The organism is Stenotrophomonas maltophilia complex sp. Om-AH-Sm3 (genome assembly GCF_059337855.1).
In genome coordinates this window covers 378,957-393,559 of the sequence record NZ_JBYBLQ010000001.1, presented here as the reverse complement: position 1 = coordinate 393,559, position 14,603 = coordinate 378,957, and the positions used below count along the sequence as shown (strand labels likewise).

General features: G+C 67.1%; 16 protein-coding genes. 12 read left to right on the top strand and 4 right to left on the bottom strand.

Features of this window, described 5'->3' with window-relative positions:
- Nucleotides 1–96 precede the first annotated feature (96 nt).
- From ffh to AC10QF_RS01785, 10 genes are all read left to right on the top strand, one after another.
- The gene (gene ffh, locus AC10QF_RS01830; protein ID WP_346469749.1) at nt 97–1,473 is read left to right on the top strand and encodes a signal recognition particle protein; all 1,377 of its coding nucleotides are present in this window, start codon (nt 97–99) and stop codon (nt 1,471–1,473) included.
- A gap of 148 nt (nt 1,474–1,621) precedes the next feature.
- On the top strand, nt 1,622–2,698 hold the full coding sequence (locus AC10QF_RS01825; RefSeq protein WP_206621924.1) for an NAD(P)H-dependent flavin oxidoreductase: 1,077 nt from the start codon (nt 1,622–1,624) through the stop codon (nt 2,696–2,698).
- Nucleotides 2,695–3,507 carry an aminotransferase class IV family protein gene (locus tag AC10QF_RS01820; protein ID WP_494541635.1) on the top strand — a complete coding sequence of 271 codons (813 nt, stop codon included), beginning with the start codon at nt 2,695–2,697 and terminating at the stop codon, nt 3,505–3,507. The genes AC10QF_RS01825 and AC10QF_RS01820 overlap by 4 nt, the downstream gene beginning before the upstream one ends.
- Nucleotides 3,508–3,606: 99 nt before the next feature.
- On the top strand, nt 3,607–3,867 hold the full coding sequence (gene rpsP, locus AC10QF_RS01815; protein WP_005415733.1) for a 30S ribosomal protein S16: 261 nt from the start codon (nt 3,607–3,609) through the stop codon (nt 3,865–3,867).
- A gap of 44 nt (nt 3,868–3,911) precedes the next feature.
- Complete coding sequence (gene rimM / locus AC10QF_RS01810; RefSeq protein ID WP_005415734.1) at nt 3,912–4,424, top strand: ribosome maturation factor RimM; 513 nt, start codon at nt 3,912–3,914, stop codon at nt 4,422–4,424.
- Between the two features lie 8 nt (nt 4,425–4,432).
- On the top strand, nt 4,433–5,191 hold the full coding sequence (trmD, locus tag AC10QF_RS01805; protein WP_005415735.1) for a tRNA (guanosine(37)-N1)-methyltransferase TrmD: 759 nt from the start codon (nt 4,433–4,435) through the stop codon (nt 5,189–5,191).
- A 154-nt stretch (nt 5,192–5,345) separates the two neighbouring features.
- Entirely contained in the window at nt 5,346–5,747 is a 402-nt protein-coding gene (rplS, locus tag AC10QF_RS01800) for a 50S ribosomal protein L19 (RefSeq protein ID WP_005415736.1), read from the top strand.
- Nucleotides 5,748–5,829: 82 nt separating this feature from the next.
- Entirely contained in the window at nt 5,830–6,210 is a 381-nt protein-coding gene (locus tag AC10QF_RS01795) for a DUF6404 family protein (protein ID WP_095377784.1), read from the top strand.
- Between the two features lie 78 nt (nt 6,211–6,288).
- Nucleotides 6,289–6,723: a DUF1801 domain-containing protein gene (locus tag AC10QF_RS01790; RefSeq protein WP_005415738.1), complete on the top strand. Its 435-nt coding sequence runs from the start codon at nt 6,289–6,291 to the stop codon at nt 6,721–6,723.
- Nucleotides 6,724–6,761: 38 nt separating this feature from the next.
- Nucleotides 6,762–7,169, top strand: a complete 408-nt coding sequence (locus tag AC10QF_RS01785) for a DUF1801 domain-containing protein (protein ID WP_065178085.1) — start codon at nt 6,762–6,764, stop codon at nt 7,167–7,169.
- A 69-nt stretch (nt 7,170–7,238) separates the two neighbouring features.
- On the opposite strand, the gene AC10QF_RS01780 is transcribed toward AC10QF_RS01785, so the two are convergent.
- Nucleotides 7,239–8,699, bottom strand: a complete 1,461-nt coding sequence (locus tag AC10QF_RS01780) for an MATE family efflux transporter (protein WP_069139106.1) — start codon at nt 8,697–8,699, stop codon at nt 7,239–7,241.
- Between the two features lie 62 nt (nt 8,700–8,761).
- On the opposite strand from AC10QF_RS01780, the gene AC10QF_RS01775 reads away from it, so the two are divergent.
- Complete coding sequence (locus tag AC10QF_RS01775) at nt 8,762–9,001, top strand: hypothetical protein (RefSeq protein ID WP_005415741.1); 240 nt, start codon at nt 8,762–8,764, stop codon at nt 8,999–9,001.
- A gap of 9 nt (nt 9,002–9,010) precedes the next feature.
- Nucleotides 9,011–9,418 carry an RNA-binding S4 domain-containing protein gene (locus tag AC10QF_RS01770; protein ID WP_494541634.1) on the top strand — a complete coding sequence of 136 codons (408 nt, stop codon included), beginning with the start codon at nt 9,011–9,013 and terminating at the stop codon, nt 9,416–9,418.
- A gap of 38 nt (nt 9,419–9,456) precedes the next feature.
- Here AC10QF_RS01770 and AC10QF_RS01765 read toward each other — a convergent pair whose 3' ends face one another.
- The 3 genes from AC10QF_RS01765 to mutS form a co-directional block, all read right to left on the bottom strand.
- Nucleotides 9,457–10,059 carry a DUF937 domain-containing protein gene (locus AC10QF_RS01765; protein WP_065178082.1) on the bottom strand — a complete coding sequence of 201 codons (603 nt, stop codon included), beginning with the start codon at nt 10,057–10,059 and terminating at the stop codon, nt 9,457–9,459.
- A gap of 107 nt (nt 10,060–10,166) precedes the next feature.
- Nucleotides 10,167–11,810 (bottom strand): catalase, encoded by a 1,644-nt coding sequence (locus AC10QF_RS01760; protein ID WP_005415744.1) that lies wholly within the window; start codon nt 11,808–11,810, stop codon nt 10,167–10,169.
- Between the two features lie 189 nt (nt 11,811–11,999).
- Nucleotides 12,000–14,591, bottom strand: coding sequence for a DNA mismatch repair protein MutS (gene mutS / locus AC10QF_RS01755; RefSeq protein ID WP_494541633.1), 2,592 nt, complete (start codon nt 14,589–14,591; stop codon nt 12,000–12,002).
- Between the last annotated feature and the right edge of the window lie 12 nt (nt 14,592–14,603).

Here is a 14,603-nt window from a genome sequence, read left to right as displayed (position 1 = left end):
TGCTGGCGACGGCCCCGTGGCCGCAGTCCGGGGAGACAGCCAGACCCGTTATACTGTCTGCCTTATTGTCCCCCGCTTTCAGACAGGTTGCGCCGCATGTTCGAGTCCCTGACCCAGCGCCTTTCCGGCACCATCGAGCGCCTGCGTGGCCGCGGCCGCCTGACCGAGGAGAACATCCGCGAGGCGACCCGTGAAGTGCGCATCGCACTGCTCGAAGCCGACGTCGCGCTGCCGGTGGTGCAGGCGCTGATCGAGCGCATCAAGGTGCGCGCGGTCGGCCAGGAAGTGCTGAAGTCGCTGACCCCGGGCCAGGCCCTGATCAAGGTCGTGCGCGACGAGCTGACCGCCGTGATGGGCGCCGAAGCCAGCGACCTGAACCTCAACGTTCCCGCTCCGGCCATCATCCTGATGGCAGGCCTGCAGGGTGCCGGCAAGACCACCACGGTCGGCAAGCTGGCCAAGCACCTGAAGGAAAAGCGCAGGAAGAAGGTGATGGTGGTGTCGGCCGACGTCTACCGCCCGGCCGCGATCGAGCAGCTCAAGACCCTGGCCGAGCAGGTGGGCGTGCTGTTCTTCCCGTCCAGCGCCGACCAGAAGCCGGAAGCCATCGTGCGCGCGGCCATCGACGATGCGCGCAAGTCGTTCGTGGACGTGCTGCTGGTCGATACCGCCGGCCGCCTGGCCATCGACGAAGCGATGATGGCCGAGATCAAGGCCCTGCACGCGGCGGTGAATCCGGCTGAAACGCTGTTCGTGGTCGACGCCATGACCGGCCAGGACGCGGCCAACACCGCCAAGGCCTTCGGCGATGCGCTGCCGCTGACCGGCGTGGTGCTGACCAAGACTGACGGTGATGCCCGCGGCGGCGCCGCGCTGAGCGTGCGCTACATCACCGGCAAGCCGATCAAGTTCGTCGGTGTGAGCGAGAAGCCGGAAGGCCTGGACGTGTTCCATCCCGACCGTATCGCCAGCCGCATCCTCGACATGGGCGACGTGCTGTCGCTGGTCGAGCAGGTCGAGCAGCAGGTCGACAAGGACAAGGCGGCCAAGCTGGCCGAGAAGGTCGCCAAGGGCAAGAAGTTCGACCTGAACGACATGCGCGACCAGCTGGAGCAGATGCAGAACATGGGTGGCATCGGTGGCCTGATGGACAAGCTGCCGGGCCTGGGCAACATCCCCGATCATCTGAAGCAGCAGGTCAGCCAGGGCAAGGAAGTGCCGCGCATGATCGCCATCATCAACTCGATGACCAAGAAGGAACGGCGCAACCCGAACCTGCTCAACGGCTCGCGTCGCGCGCGCATTGCCAAGGGCTCGGGCGTGACACCGGCCGACGTCAACAAGCTGATGAAGCAGTACATGCAGATGGAAAAGATGATGAGCAAGATGGCCGGCGGCGGCATGAAGGGCATGTTGCGCAGCATGAAGGGCATGATGGGCGCCATGGGTGGCCGCGGCATGCCGTTCCGTTGATGACGGCCCCGGTCGCAGTCTGATGTAGCGCCCGAGCCCACGCTCGGGCGGCGGCGCACAGTCGCCGCAGCAGGCCGTCAGGCAGCAGGCTCGACTCTTCCCCTGTCCTGCGCGCACCATGAGGGCCTGTCCAAAATGATGGGCCGTCATGCAGAGTTCCGCTGTAGCTTCCCGCGCCGAGGCGTTCTGCCGGCGCTTTGGCGTTTCCGTTCCAATCCTGCTGGCACCGATGGCCGGCGCCTGCCCGGTGCCGTTGTCGGCCGCGCTGGCCAACGCCGGCAGCATGGGCGCGATGGGCGCGGTGTTGTCCTCTTCGGCCGATATCGGTCGCTGGATGGACGAATTCCGCACCGCTTCGACCGGCCCGGCCCAGGTGAACCTGTGGGTGCCCGATCCCGCACCGACCCGTGATGTTGCCGCCGAAGCCGCCAGCCGCGCCTTCCTCGCGCAGTGGGGCCCGGACGTGCCGGCCAGTGCCGCCGACGCCACGCCCGCCGACTTCGAAGAACAGTTCGCCGCACTGCTGGCCGCGCGCCCGGCGGTCGCCTCGACCATCATGGGCGTGCTGTTGCCGCATCACGTGCAGCAGCTGAAGGACGCCGGCATCGCCTGGATCGCCTGTGCCACCACCTTGTCCGAAGCGCGCGCGGCACAGGACGCCGGTGCCGATGCGGTGGTGGCGCAGGGCGCGGAGGCCGGCGGCCATCGTGGCGCGTTCGATCCGGCGATGGCCGAGCGCCAGTTGGTCGGGTTGTTCGCACTGCTGCCGCGCCTGGCCGATCACCTGCAGATTCCGGTGATTGCCGCAGGCGGCATCGCCGACGGCCGTGGCATCGCTGCCGCACTCACGCTGGGGGCCAGCGCCGTGCAGATCGGCACCGCCTTCCTGCGCACGCCGGAAGCGGCGATCGCTTCGGCGTGGGCTGATGGGCTGGCCGCCAGCGAACCGGAAGACACTTGGCCGACCCGTGCCTTCAGCGGTCGCCTGGGTCGTGGCCTGGCGACACCCTATGTGCGCGCCGCTGCCGCAGAAGGAGCCCCCGCGCCGCGTCCATACCCGGTGCAGCGTGGGCTGACCGCGCCGATGCGCAAGCAGGCCGCGCAGGAAAACCGCCTGGCGGCGATGCAGGCCTGGGCCGGGCAGTCGGCGTGGATGGCGCCGGCGCAGCCGGCCGCCGACGTGCTGCGCGGCATGTGGGAGCAGGCGCAGGCACTGTTGCCATGATGGTGAGCTGCAACGGCTGGGCGGCGCAGGTGGAGGATCTGCTGCCGGCGCTGGTGAACTACGGCCACTTCACTTCGCTGCAAGTGCGCGACAGCGCAGCGCAGGGCTTGGATCTGCATCTGGCGCGGCTGTCGCAGGCCACGCGCGAACTGTTCGGCAGCAAACTGGATACGGCGCAGGTGCGGGGCTGGATGGCGCAGGCGCTGCGGCAGGCCGGCCTGGCCGATGCCTCGCTGCGGGTGACGGTGTACTCGCGCCGCTTCGATTTCCGCAATCCGCTGGCGGCGGTGCCGGTGGACGTGCTGGTGGCGGTTTCAGCGCCGGTGACGCTGACCGCCTCCAAGCGTGTGCGCAGCGTGACCTGGCAGCGCGAGCTGCCGCAGCTCAAGCATGTGGGCACCTTCGGCCTGTTCGCCGAGCGCCGCGCGGCGATGGCCGAAGGATTCGACGACGTGCTGTTCGTGACCGCCGATGGCGAAGTGAGTGAAGGCAGTACCTGGAACCTGGCCGTGCACGATGGTGAACGGCTGCTCTGGCCGCAGGCGCCGGCCCTGCGCGGGACTGCCGAGGCACTGCTGAAGCAGCATTGGCCGGGGCCTCAGGCCACTCAGCCGCTGCGGCTGGCTGATCTGGCCGGCGTGAAGGCGGCTTTTGCCTGCAACGCCAGCGGGTTGTGGGCGCTGGAGGCCATTGACGGGCATGTCCTGGCCGGCTCGCCGGCGCTGGCTGAACAGGGCAGGCAGGTGTTGGCGGCGGTGGCTTGGGACAAATTGGGGTCAGATCCCTTTTGCGCCGCAAAAGGGATCTGACCCCGGGAGTTCATCCCCGGGGTTGGCCCGGCCGCGATCTGCCGCTATAATCGCCCGCTTACCTCGCCATCCTGGCGACTGGGCAATAGGAAAAACACCATGGTCAAGATCCGACTGACCCGCGGCGGCGCCAAGAAGCGTCCGTTCTACCACATCATCGTCACCGACGTGCGCAGCGCGCGCGACGGCCGCAACATCGAGCGCGTTGGCTTCTACAACCCGGTCGCCCAGGGCGCCGAGAAGCGCATCGAGCTGGACCTGGCCCGCGTTGACCATTGGGTCAAGAACGGCGCCCAGCCGACCGACAAGGTCCGCAACCTGATCAAGGAAGCGACCAAGTCCCAGGCCGCTGCGGCCTGATCCTGACGGGCCACGCTTCGGCGTGGCCCTCTTGGTTGAAGCAGATGAAAGATATCGAGCGCCGCATCCTGCTGGGCAGGGTTGTCGGCGCTTTTGGTGTGCGCGGCGAGATCAAGCTCGAGTCCTGGACCGAGCCACGTTCCGCCATTTTCCGTTACCAGCCGTGGATCGTGCGCAGCCCATCCGGCGTGGAAACCACGGTTGAAGGTGTGCGCGGCCGCGACAGCGGCAAGCACCTGGTGGCCCGTTTCCCCGGGGTCGAGGATCGCGATGTGGTCGAAGCGATGCGCGGCACCGAGATCTACGTGGCCCGCAGTGCCTTGCCGCCGCCGAAGCCCGATGAGTATTACTGGGTGGACCTGGAAGGCCTGGATGTGAAGACCACCGAGGGCGTCGCCTTGGGCCAGGTCTCGCACCTGTTCAGCACCGGCGCCAATGACGTGGTTGTGGTCCGGGGTGACCGCGAGCGGATGATTCCGTTCGTGCAGCCGGACTTCGTCAAATCGGTCGATTTCGAGGCCAACCTGATCGTGGTCGACTGGGACCCCGAGTTCTGAGTGTGAGCATGCGTTTCGACGTCATCACCCTGTTTCCCGAGTTCCTCGCCCAGTCCGCTGGACTGGGCGTGGTCGGGCGCGCGCAGGAGAAGGGACTGTTCAGCCTGCATGGCTGGAACCCCCGTGATTACGCCGAAGGCAACTACCGCCGGGTGGACGACCGTCCGTTCGGCGGTGGCCCGGGCATGGTGATGCTGATCGAGCCGCTGCAGGCCTGCCTGCAGGCGATCCGCGAGGCCGATCCAACCCCGGCGCGGGTGATCTACCTCAGCCCGCAGGGCGCGCCGTTGACCCAGGCCAAGGTGCGGGAACTGGCGGCGCTGCCGCGCATGGTCCTGCTCTGTGGCCGCTACGAGGGCATCGACGAGCGTTTCCTGGAGGCCAATGTCGACGAGGAAATCTCCCTCGGCGACTACGTGCTGTCCGGGGGCGAGCTGGGCGCGGCGGTGATCATCGACGCCGTGGCCCGCCTGCAGGACGGTGCCCTGAACGATGCGGAGTCGGCGGCGCAGGACAGCTTCGAGGGCGACCTCGGTCTGCTCGACTGCCCGCATTACAGCCAGCCGGCCCAGCACCCGCTGGGGGACGTGCCGGAGGTGCTGCGCTCGGGCAACCACGCGGCCATCGCCGCCTGGCGCCGCCAGCAGTCGCTGCTCCGGACCGCCCAGCGGCGCCCGGACCTGCTGGATGAACAGGCACTGGGCAAGGCCGACCGCAAACTGCTGGAGCAGGGCCGCCAGGCCCGGAACCAGAAGGCCAGCCCCTAGCGCAGGGCTGGCTTTATCGGCTATCATGGCCAATTCCCGCCAGCCCCGGTTGGCGCGCGCAGTACCCAAAACAAACGTGCAGCACAGTCCGGTGACTGCATGAGCCCACGTTGTCGATACGACACGCCCACCCGAACAAGAATCGGTGTAACCCATGAGCAAGCTGAACAAGTCCATCGTCGCGGAATTCGAATCCGCCCAGATCACCCGCGAACTGCCGAAGTTCAGCCAGGGCGACACCGTTGTCGTCAACGTGAAGGTGAAGGAAGGCAGCCGCGAGCGCGTGCAGGCCTACGAAGGCGTCGTCATCGCCACCAAGAACGCCGGCCTGAACTCCTCGTTCACCGTCCGCAAGATCTCGCACGGCTACGGCGTCGAGCGCGTTTTCCAGACCCACAGCGCCATCATCGACTCGGTCGAAGTGAAGCGTCGTGGTAAGGTCCGCGCCGGCAAGCTGTACTACCTGCGTGGCCTGGAAGGCAAGGCTGCCCGCATCAAGGAAGACCTGGCTGCCGCTGCTGCCGCCAAGGCTGCCCGTCTGGCCGACAAGGCCTGATAAACAACTTCGGTTGTTGCCGCGACGGCCACCTTCGGGTGGCCGTTTGCGTTTCCGGCATCGCATCGGCCACGATCAGCTGATGAGCGACATCAACCCGCGCTATCCCGCCGTGATCCAGTCGGCACTGCGCTTCCTCGACGGCAAGGGGCTGGCGCGCGTGCAGTCGGCGCCGCTGCTGCACCGCCTGCTGTGGCGCGTGGGCATCGCGCTGCCACCACCAATCCTGGCTGGTTTTGGTACCAATGCGCTGGTGCAGGGCCTGTTGTTCGGGCTGTTCTGGACCGCGCTGATGTGGCTGATGCTGTGGCAGGGCAGCGAGCGCCCGCTGGCGCTGTTGCTGGTGGCCGGCCTGTCGGCTGGCGTGCTGTTCGGTATCGTGATGGCAGCGCTGATGCGCTCGCTGCGCCGCCACCGCAAGCTGCCGGACTGGCGCCGGTTCCGCGCACGGCAGGCGGGCTGAGCCGATGGCGCACTGCGCCGTGACCACCGGGCGGGCCCGCGCTAGGCTGCAGCTTCATCCCGATGGACATAGCGTGCGATGCCTGCCAAGCGAACCGCACCTTCCACTGCGCCCACGCTGCTGTCCGGTGGCAACCCGCAGATCGCCAAGGGCGAGGGCGATGCGCCGGTGCAGGCATACATCGCCGCCATGCCGGACTGGAAACGTCCGATCGGCGCGCGACTGGATGCATTGATCGAGCAGGCCGTACCTGGGGTGCACAAGGCAGTGAAGTGGAACTCGCCGATGTATGCGGTTGCGCCGGGCGAAGGGTGGTTTCTCAGCTTCCATTGCTTCACCCGCTACATCAAGGTGGCGTTCTTCCGCGGCGCGGCACTGGCGCCAGTGCCGCCCGAGCCGTCCAGGAGCGCCGATACGCGTTACCTGCACATCCCGCAGGACGGCCTGCTGGATGAGGCACAGTTCCTCGACTGGGTGCGCCAGGCCGCCGCGTTGCCCGGCGAGCGCATGTGACCCCGACCTTCTCATTCCTTTCCCGACGAGAGCTCCTGATGGCCACGCATGCCCCCAACCCGGCCGATGCCGGAACACCGGCCACCGAGTTGATCGATGCACGCATCGCCGAGTTGGCAGACTGGCGCGGTGAAACACTGGCACGCGTGCGTGCGTTGATCCATGAAGCGCTGCCCGACGTGCAGGAAACCTGGAAATGGCGGGGTACACCGGTGTGGGAGCACAACGGCATCCTGTGCACCGGCGAGACCTACAAGCAGGCAGTGAAGCTGACCTTCGCCAATGGTGCGGCGCTGGCCGATCCAAAGGGGCTGTTCAACGCAAGCCTGGACGGCAACACGCGGCGTGCGATCGACATCCATGAAGGCGCGATGCCGGATGCCGCTGCGTTCAAGGCGCTGCTGCGCGCGGCGGCGACGCTCAACGCGGCGAAGAAGAAGCGGTAGAGCCGGCCGCTGGCCGGCTGCTTTGCGATGCTTGCGGAGCGGTTTGAAGTTGCCGGCCAGCGGCCGGCACTACCGCAGCGGTGCGGCATCCGGGTCGGCCACCGGCGACGGTGGGCAGGCCGGAATCTCAGAGGGCGTGGCCAGTTCTTCGGCATGCGAGGGCTTGCCCATCATCTTCGCCTTGCGCCAGCCACCCCAGCGGTAATACGCCAGCGACAGCAGCATCGACACCAGCGAGCTGACCGGGAAGCTCCACCAGATCGCATCGGCGCCCCAGTACGGCTGCAGCAGTTCTGCGAACGGCACGCGCACGCCCCACAGCGAGCCAGCCAGGATCAGCAGCGGTGGAATCACCGCGCCGGTGGAGCGCACTACGCCGGAGATCACGAAGCTGACGCCGAAGAACAGGAACGAGCCGATCACTACGTGGTTGAGGTGGCGCGCGATCTCCAGCGCCTGGCTGGCCGGTGGCAGGAACAGCGCCAGCAGCTGGCGATCGAACAGCACCAGCGGCAGGATCAACGCGCCGGTCAGCAGGAAGTTGAACAGCACGCCCTGGCGCGCGGTGCCGCGCACGCGATCCCAGCGCTGCGCACCCACGTTCTGTGCGGCCATCGAAGAGCACGCTGCACCGATCGCCATCGCTGGCATCTGCAGGTAGTTCCACAGTTGCAGGGCAGCGCCGTAGCCCGCGCCGGTGTCGGTCCCGTACTGGTTGACCATGGTCATCAGCAGGATCACCGACAGCGAGATCAGCACCATCTGCAGGCCCATCGGCACGCCCTTGACCACCAGCGCCTTGAGGATGGTCATGTCGAGCTTGAACAGGCGCATGTCGGCGCGGCCCAGCCACAGGGTGTGGCGCTTGTGCCGCATGTACAGCAGCAGGCCGGCCAGCGACAGCGTCTGCGCGACCAGCGTGGCCCACGCTGAGCCGGCGATACCCAGCGCGGGAAACGGCCCCATGCCGAAGATCAGTACCGGGTTCAGCACGATGTCCAGCGCCACCGACACCATCAGGAAGCGGAACGGCGTGCGCGAATCACCGGCACCGCGCAGCGCGGCGGTGAGGAAGGCGAACGCGTACAGCGTCGGCATCGCCAGGAAGATGATCTGCAGGTAGGCCTCGGCCAATGGCAGCGAAGCGGCCGGCGTGCCCATCGCCGCCAGCAGCGGATGGGCCATGAACCAGCCGGCGAGGGCGATGATCACCGACAGGCCGATGAAGAAGGTGGCGCTGGTGCCGACCACGCGCCGCGCCTGCACGAGGTCGCGCGCGCCGATCGCCTGGCCGATCAGGATGGTGGAGGCCATGCCGAAACCGAACACCGAGCCGATCAGGAAGAACATGATGTTGTTGGCGTTCGCGGTGGCGGTCAGCGCCGCCTCGCCGAGGAACCGCCCGACCCAGACCGCGTTTACCGAGCCGTTCAGCGACTGCGCGATGTTGCCCGCCAGGATCGGCAGGGAGAACAACAGGAGATTGCGCCCGATCGGGCCGGAGGTCAGGTCAAGCGGTGCCTTGGCCATGGAGTGGTGATCGAATCCCGGGAGGCGCACACTAGCACCAAGCCGGTTTGCGGGATGTGGCAATGCATCAACGACTGCAGGTGGAGCGCAGGCTGGCGCTGGCCTTGATCAGCGTCGGATTGGCCGCATGTTCGATGGACGACCGGCTGGGTGATACCCAGATCCGGCCAACCGACCGTCCCGAGTGTCTGGTCGGCAGCCAGCGCCAGGACCTGGCCTCCGGGGTGCGGCCATTGATCGGCGGCACCGGCTGCCGGGCCGACCCGGACAACCCGCGTCCCCTCAACAAGCCACTGGAGTAGCCTGCCCCCATGCCCGAGCTTTCCCCGCTGTCACCCAGTGTCCGCCTGGACATCTGGTTGTGGGCGGCCCGTTTCTTCAAGACCCGCAGCCTGGCCAAGCAGGCGATCGAGACCGGCAAGGTCAGCGTTGTCGGGCAGCGTCCGAAATCCTCACGCGCGGTGCGCGTGGGCGAGCAGCTTCAGGTCGACCGTGGTGAAGAGCATTTCGAGGTCCAGGTGCTCGGCCTGAGCGATCAGCGCGGGCCCGCAGCGACGGCGCAGCAGCTGTATGCCGAGAGCGAGGCCTCCAAGGCGCGTCGTGCCGAACAGCGTGCGCTGCGCATCGCCGCGCGCGATGGGTTCCAGCCGCCGGAGCACAAGCCGGACAAGCGCGCGCGCCGGTTGATCCGCGCGCTGGGCGATATTGACGCGCTGTAAATGATGCGGCGCCGGGCCGGGTCCGGCGCCCGCAGGCGTCAGCGCTTGCCGCCGAGCAGGCTGCCGCCGATCTTCAGCAGATCGCCCACGCCGAGCTGGCCGTCACCGTCCTGGTCCAGCAGGCTGCCGAGCAGGCCACCGGCAAGACCACCCTGTTGCTGCACGTGCTGCTTTTCCTGGCCAAGCGCCTGGCTGAGCGAGCCGGCATCGGCCTGGCCGCCACCGAGACGCTGGGCGAGGAAGGCCATCACGATCGGTGCGAGGATCTGCAGCAACTGGCTGGTGCGGCCGCTGTCCAGCTGGGTAGCCTGCGCCAGCCCGCTTTCGACCTTCTGCTGGCTGCCGCCGAAGATGTGGCCGAGGATGCCGGCGCCATCGCTGGCGGCACCACCGCCACCGCCGCCCAGTACCGAGCCGAGCACGCTGCCCAGGTCCAGCCCGCTGTGGTTGTTCTGCAGTGCGCCGAGCAGCGCCTGTGCGCCCTGTGGCTGCGAGGCGTTGTTGCCCAGCGCGCCCATCAGCACCGGCAGTGCGGCGCTGATCGCACCGGAAGCCTGGGTATCGCTGATACCGAGCTGCTGGGAGACCTGCTGCAGCGGCGCGCCCTGCAGTTTGGCGAGAAGTTCATCGGTCAGGCTCATCTGCGGATTCCTTGATTGGGGTGGGGCGTGCAGAAGGTACGACGCGGACCGTTAAAACGGCGACGCCGCCTCACAGGGGGGCGGCGTGCCGTACACGGGGAGGGCGATCAGAGCTCGATGTCTTCCGCGCCCGGGGTCGCAGTAGGGAAGTCCGCTTCCGGTTGCGCCGGCTTGAACGGATCCGATGGCTGGCTGGCCAGCGCCTTGAGGGCTGCGGCGACGCCGGCACCGTAGGCCGGGTCGGCCTTGCTGCAGTTGTCGATGTGGCGCTGCTTGATGAAGTCCGGTGCATCGCCCAGGGCGCGGGCGGTGTTGGCGAACAGGCGGTCCTTCTGTGCCTGGTTGTAGCTGCGGAACAGCGCACCGGGCTGGCTGAAGTAGTCGGCGTCGTCCTCACGGAAGTTCCAGAAGTCGGCGTCGCCGCGGATCTTCATCGGCGGTTCGCGGTACTGCGGCTGTTCCTGCCACTGGCCGTAGCTGTTCGGTTCGTAATGCGGCAGGCCGCCGTAGTTGCCATCCACGCGCATCGCACCATCGCGGTGATTGCTGTGCACCGGGCAGCGTGCGGCGTTCACCGGAATCTGGTGGTGGTTCACGCCCAGCCGGTAGCGCTGCGCATCGGAATAGGCGAACAGGCGTGCCTGCAGCATCTTGTCCGGCGACGGGCCGATGCCCGGCACCAGGTTGCTCGGTGCGAACGCCGACTGCTCCACGTCCTGGTACCAGTTGACCGGGTTGCGGTTCAGTTCGAACTGGCCCACTTCGATCAGCGGGTAGTCGCTCTTCGGCCATACCTTGGTCAGGTCGAACGGATGGATGCGGTAGGTTTCCGCCTCCAGCTCCGGCATGACCTGGATGAACAGCTTCCACTTCGGGAAGTCGCCCTTCTCGATCGCGTCGAACAGGTCGCGGCCGTGGCTTTCGCGGTCATGGCCGACCAGGATCTGCGCCTGCGCGTCGGTCAGCGATTCGATGCCCTGCTGGCTGACAAAGTGGAACTTGACCCAGAAGCGCTCGCTGTCGGCGTTGGTGAAGCTGTAGGTGTGCGAGCCGAAACCATGCATGTGGCGGAAGCTGCGCGGAATGCCGCGGTCGCTCATCACCACGGTCACTTGCAGCAGGGCTTCGGGCAGCAGCGTCCAGAAGTCCCAGTTGTTGCGCGCGCTGCGCAGGTTGGTGTGCGGGTCGCGCTTGACCGCTTTGTTGAGGTCGGCGAACTTGCGCGGGTCGCGCAGGAAGAACACCGGCGTGTTGTTGCCGACCAGGTCCCAGTTGCCTTCTTCGGTGTAGAACTTCAGTGCGAAGCCGCGGATGTCACGCTCGGCGTCGGCGGCACCACGCTCGCCGGCCACCGTGGTGAAGCGCGCGAACATCTCGGTCTGCTTGCCCACCTTCTCGAACAGTTTGGCGCGGGTGTACTTGCTGATGTCGTGGGTGACGGTGAAGGTACCGAACGCACCCGATCCCTTGGCATGCATGCGGCGCTCGGGAATGATCTCGCGGTTGAGGTTGGCCAGCTTTTCCAGCAGCCACACGTCTTCCATCAGCAGCGGGCCGCGCGGGCCAGCGGTCTTGCTGTTCTGGTTGTCCACCACCGGTGCGCCGAAGGCCGTGGTCATCGGCGTGACCGGATCGTCGCCGTGCTTCTGCTTCGGCGTCGTGCTCAGCTCACGCTGCTGCTGGGCGCCTTCTGCCGGCGACGGAGCGGTGTGATACGGGCACTTGGGACTGTTGTTATCGGACTGGCTCATGGCTGGCTCCTGCGGGTGAAGACGGGGTGGAACATCTTCACTCGACTTTAGCTAGGGCCAGATGAAATGAATAATCGAATGATCCGTTCAGATTGATAGATTCTGTCAATTGAAACGCAAAATCGGATTTGCAGAGACTTTCAAGAGGCCTCCTGCATGGCAGCCGGAGGCCGTCTCTATGCGTTGCAGTTACAGCAGCGCTTTCAACCGGTACAGGGCTTCCAGCGCCTGCTTGGGCGTCAGTTCGTCCGGGTCGATCGCCGCCAGCGCCTCCTGCGCCTTGCTGGCCGGGGCGCTGAACAGGCCGAACTGCTGCGGCGCATCCAATGCCTGCGGCGCCAGCTCGGCGGCATGGCTTTCACCGCCGCGCTGCTCCAGCTCGGCCAGGCGCCGCCGTGCCTGCGCCACGGTAGTGCGCGGCAGGCCGGCCAGTGCGGCCACCTGCAGGCCGAAGCTGCGGTTGGCCGGACCGTCCTTCACCGCGTGCATGAACACCAGCGCTTCACCGTGCTCGACGGCATCCAGGTGCACGTTGGCAATGCCGCTGCGGCCACCCTCGTGTTGTTCGTCGGCCAGCGCGGTCAGCTCGAAGTAGTGGGTCGCGAACAGCGTATAGCAGCGGTTCTGGTAGGCCAGGTGGCGTGCGACCGCATCGGCCAGCGCCAGGCCGTCGTAGGTGGAGGTGCCGCGGCCGATCTCGTCCATCAGCACCAGCGAATGGGCGGTGGCGTGATGCAGGATGTAGCTGGTCTCGGCCATCTCGACCATGAAGGTCGACTGCCCGCGGGCGAGGTCGTCACCGGCGCCGATGCGGGTCAGGATGCGGTCGATCGGACCGATAACCGCACGGCTGGCCGGCACGAAGCTGCCGATGTGGGCCAGCAGCACGATCAGCGCGTTCTGCCGCATGTAGGTCGATTTACCGCCCATGTTCGGGCCGGTGATGACCAGCATGCGACGGTCGGGATGCAGGTCCAGGTCGTTCGGTTCGAACGGCTGCTCACGCACCGCTTCGACCACCGGATGGCGGCCACGCTCGATCTTCAGGCACGGTGCCGTTTCCAGTTCCGGCCGCGACCAGTCCAGCGCCTGCGCGCGCTCGGCGAAGGCGGCCAGCACGTCCAGTTCGCTCAGCGCAGCGGCGCACTGCTTCAACGGTTCCAGCTGTTCGCCGAGGGTGTCCAGCAGCTGCTCGTACAGGTACTTCTCGCGCGACAACGAACGGTCGCGCGCGGACAGCACCTTGTCTTCGAACGCCTTCAGTTCTTCGGTGATGTAGCGCTCGGCATTGGTCAGCGTCTGGCGGCGGGTGTAGTGCACCGGCGCACGGTCGGACTGGCCCTTGCTGATCTCGATGTAGTAGCCGTGCACGCGGTTGTAGCCCACCTTCAGGGTGGGAATGCCGCTGCTTTCGCGTTCGCGCTGTTCCAGATCGACCAGGAACTGGTCAGCATGGGTGGACAGGCGGCGCAGCTCGTCCAGCTCTTCATCGAAGCCGTCGGCCAGCACGCCGCCGTCGCTCAGCTTCAGTGGCGGCATTTCGGCAATGGCGCTGGCCAGCAGCTGCGCGCACGCGTCATGCTCGCCCAGCTCGGCGTGCAGGGCCTGCAGGCGCGGCGAGTCCAGTGGCGCCAGCACCTCGCGCACGGCGGGCAGCAGCCCCAGGCCATCACGCAGGGTGGAAAAATCGCGCGGGCGCGCCGAGCGCAGCGCGACGCGGGTGAGGATGCGTTCCAGGTCGCCCAGGCGGCGGAACTGTTCGCGGATGTCGGCGTCGCTGCCGCGATCGATCAGGGTTTCCACCGCATGGTGGCGCTGCACCAGCACCTCGCGCAGGCGCAGCGGGCGGTGCAGCCAGCGCCGCAGCAGGCGGCCGCCCATCGGCGTCACCGTGCTGTCGAGCACGCCCAGCAGGGTATTGCGGGTATCGCCGTCGACGCGCGTATCCAGTTCCAGGTGGCGACGGGTGGCGGCATTCATCGCGATCGCCTCGCCGGCGGTTTCCATCGCGATCGAAGTCAGGTGCGGCAGGCGCTGCTTCTGGGTTTCCTCGACATAGCCGAGCAGGGCACCTGCGGCAGCGGTCGCACGTGGCTTGTCATCGATGCCGAAGCCGCTCAGGTCATGCAGCTTGAAGAAGTTCAGCAGCTGGCGGCGGCCACTGTCGGCATCGAACAGCCACGGCGCACGGCGGCGCACGCCGGTGCGCTGGCGCAGGAATTCCGGCCAGTTTTCATCGTCGGGCACCAGCAGCTCGGCCGGCTCCAGTCGGGCCAGTTCGGCTTCCAGCGCATCGTCGGTTTCCACTTCGTTGACCAGGAAGCGGCCACCGGCCAGGTCGGCCCAGGCCAGGCCGTAGCCCTGCTTCGTGCGCGACAGCGCCATCAGCAGGGTGTCACGGCGCTCGTCCAGCAGCGCTTCGTCGGTGACAGTTCCGGGGGTGACGATGCGCACCACCTTGCGTTCGACCAGGCCCTTGGCCAGCGCCGGGTCACCGATCTGCTCGCAGATCGCCACTGACTCGCCCAGCGCCACCAGCCGTGCCAGGTAGCCCTCGTAGGCATGCACCGGCACGCCGGCCATCGGAATCGGTGCGCCGCCGGAGCTGCCACGCTGGGTCAGGGTGATGTCGAGCAGGCGCGCGGCCTTGCGCGCATCGTCGTAGAACAGCTCGTAGAAGTCGCCCATGCGGAAGAACAGCAGCAGGTCCGGGTACTCGGACTTGGCTGCGAAGAATTGCTTCATCAGCGGGGTGTGTTCGGCGGACTTGTCTTTGGACATGGGACTCGTGGA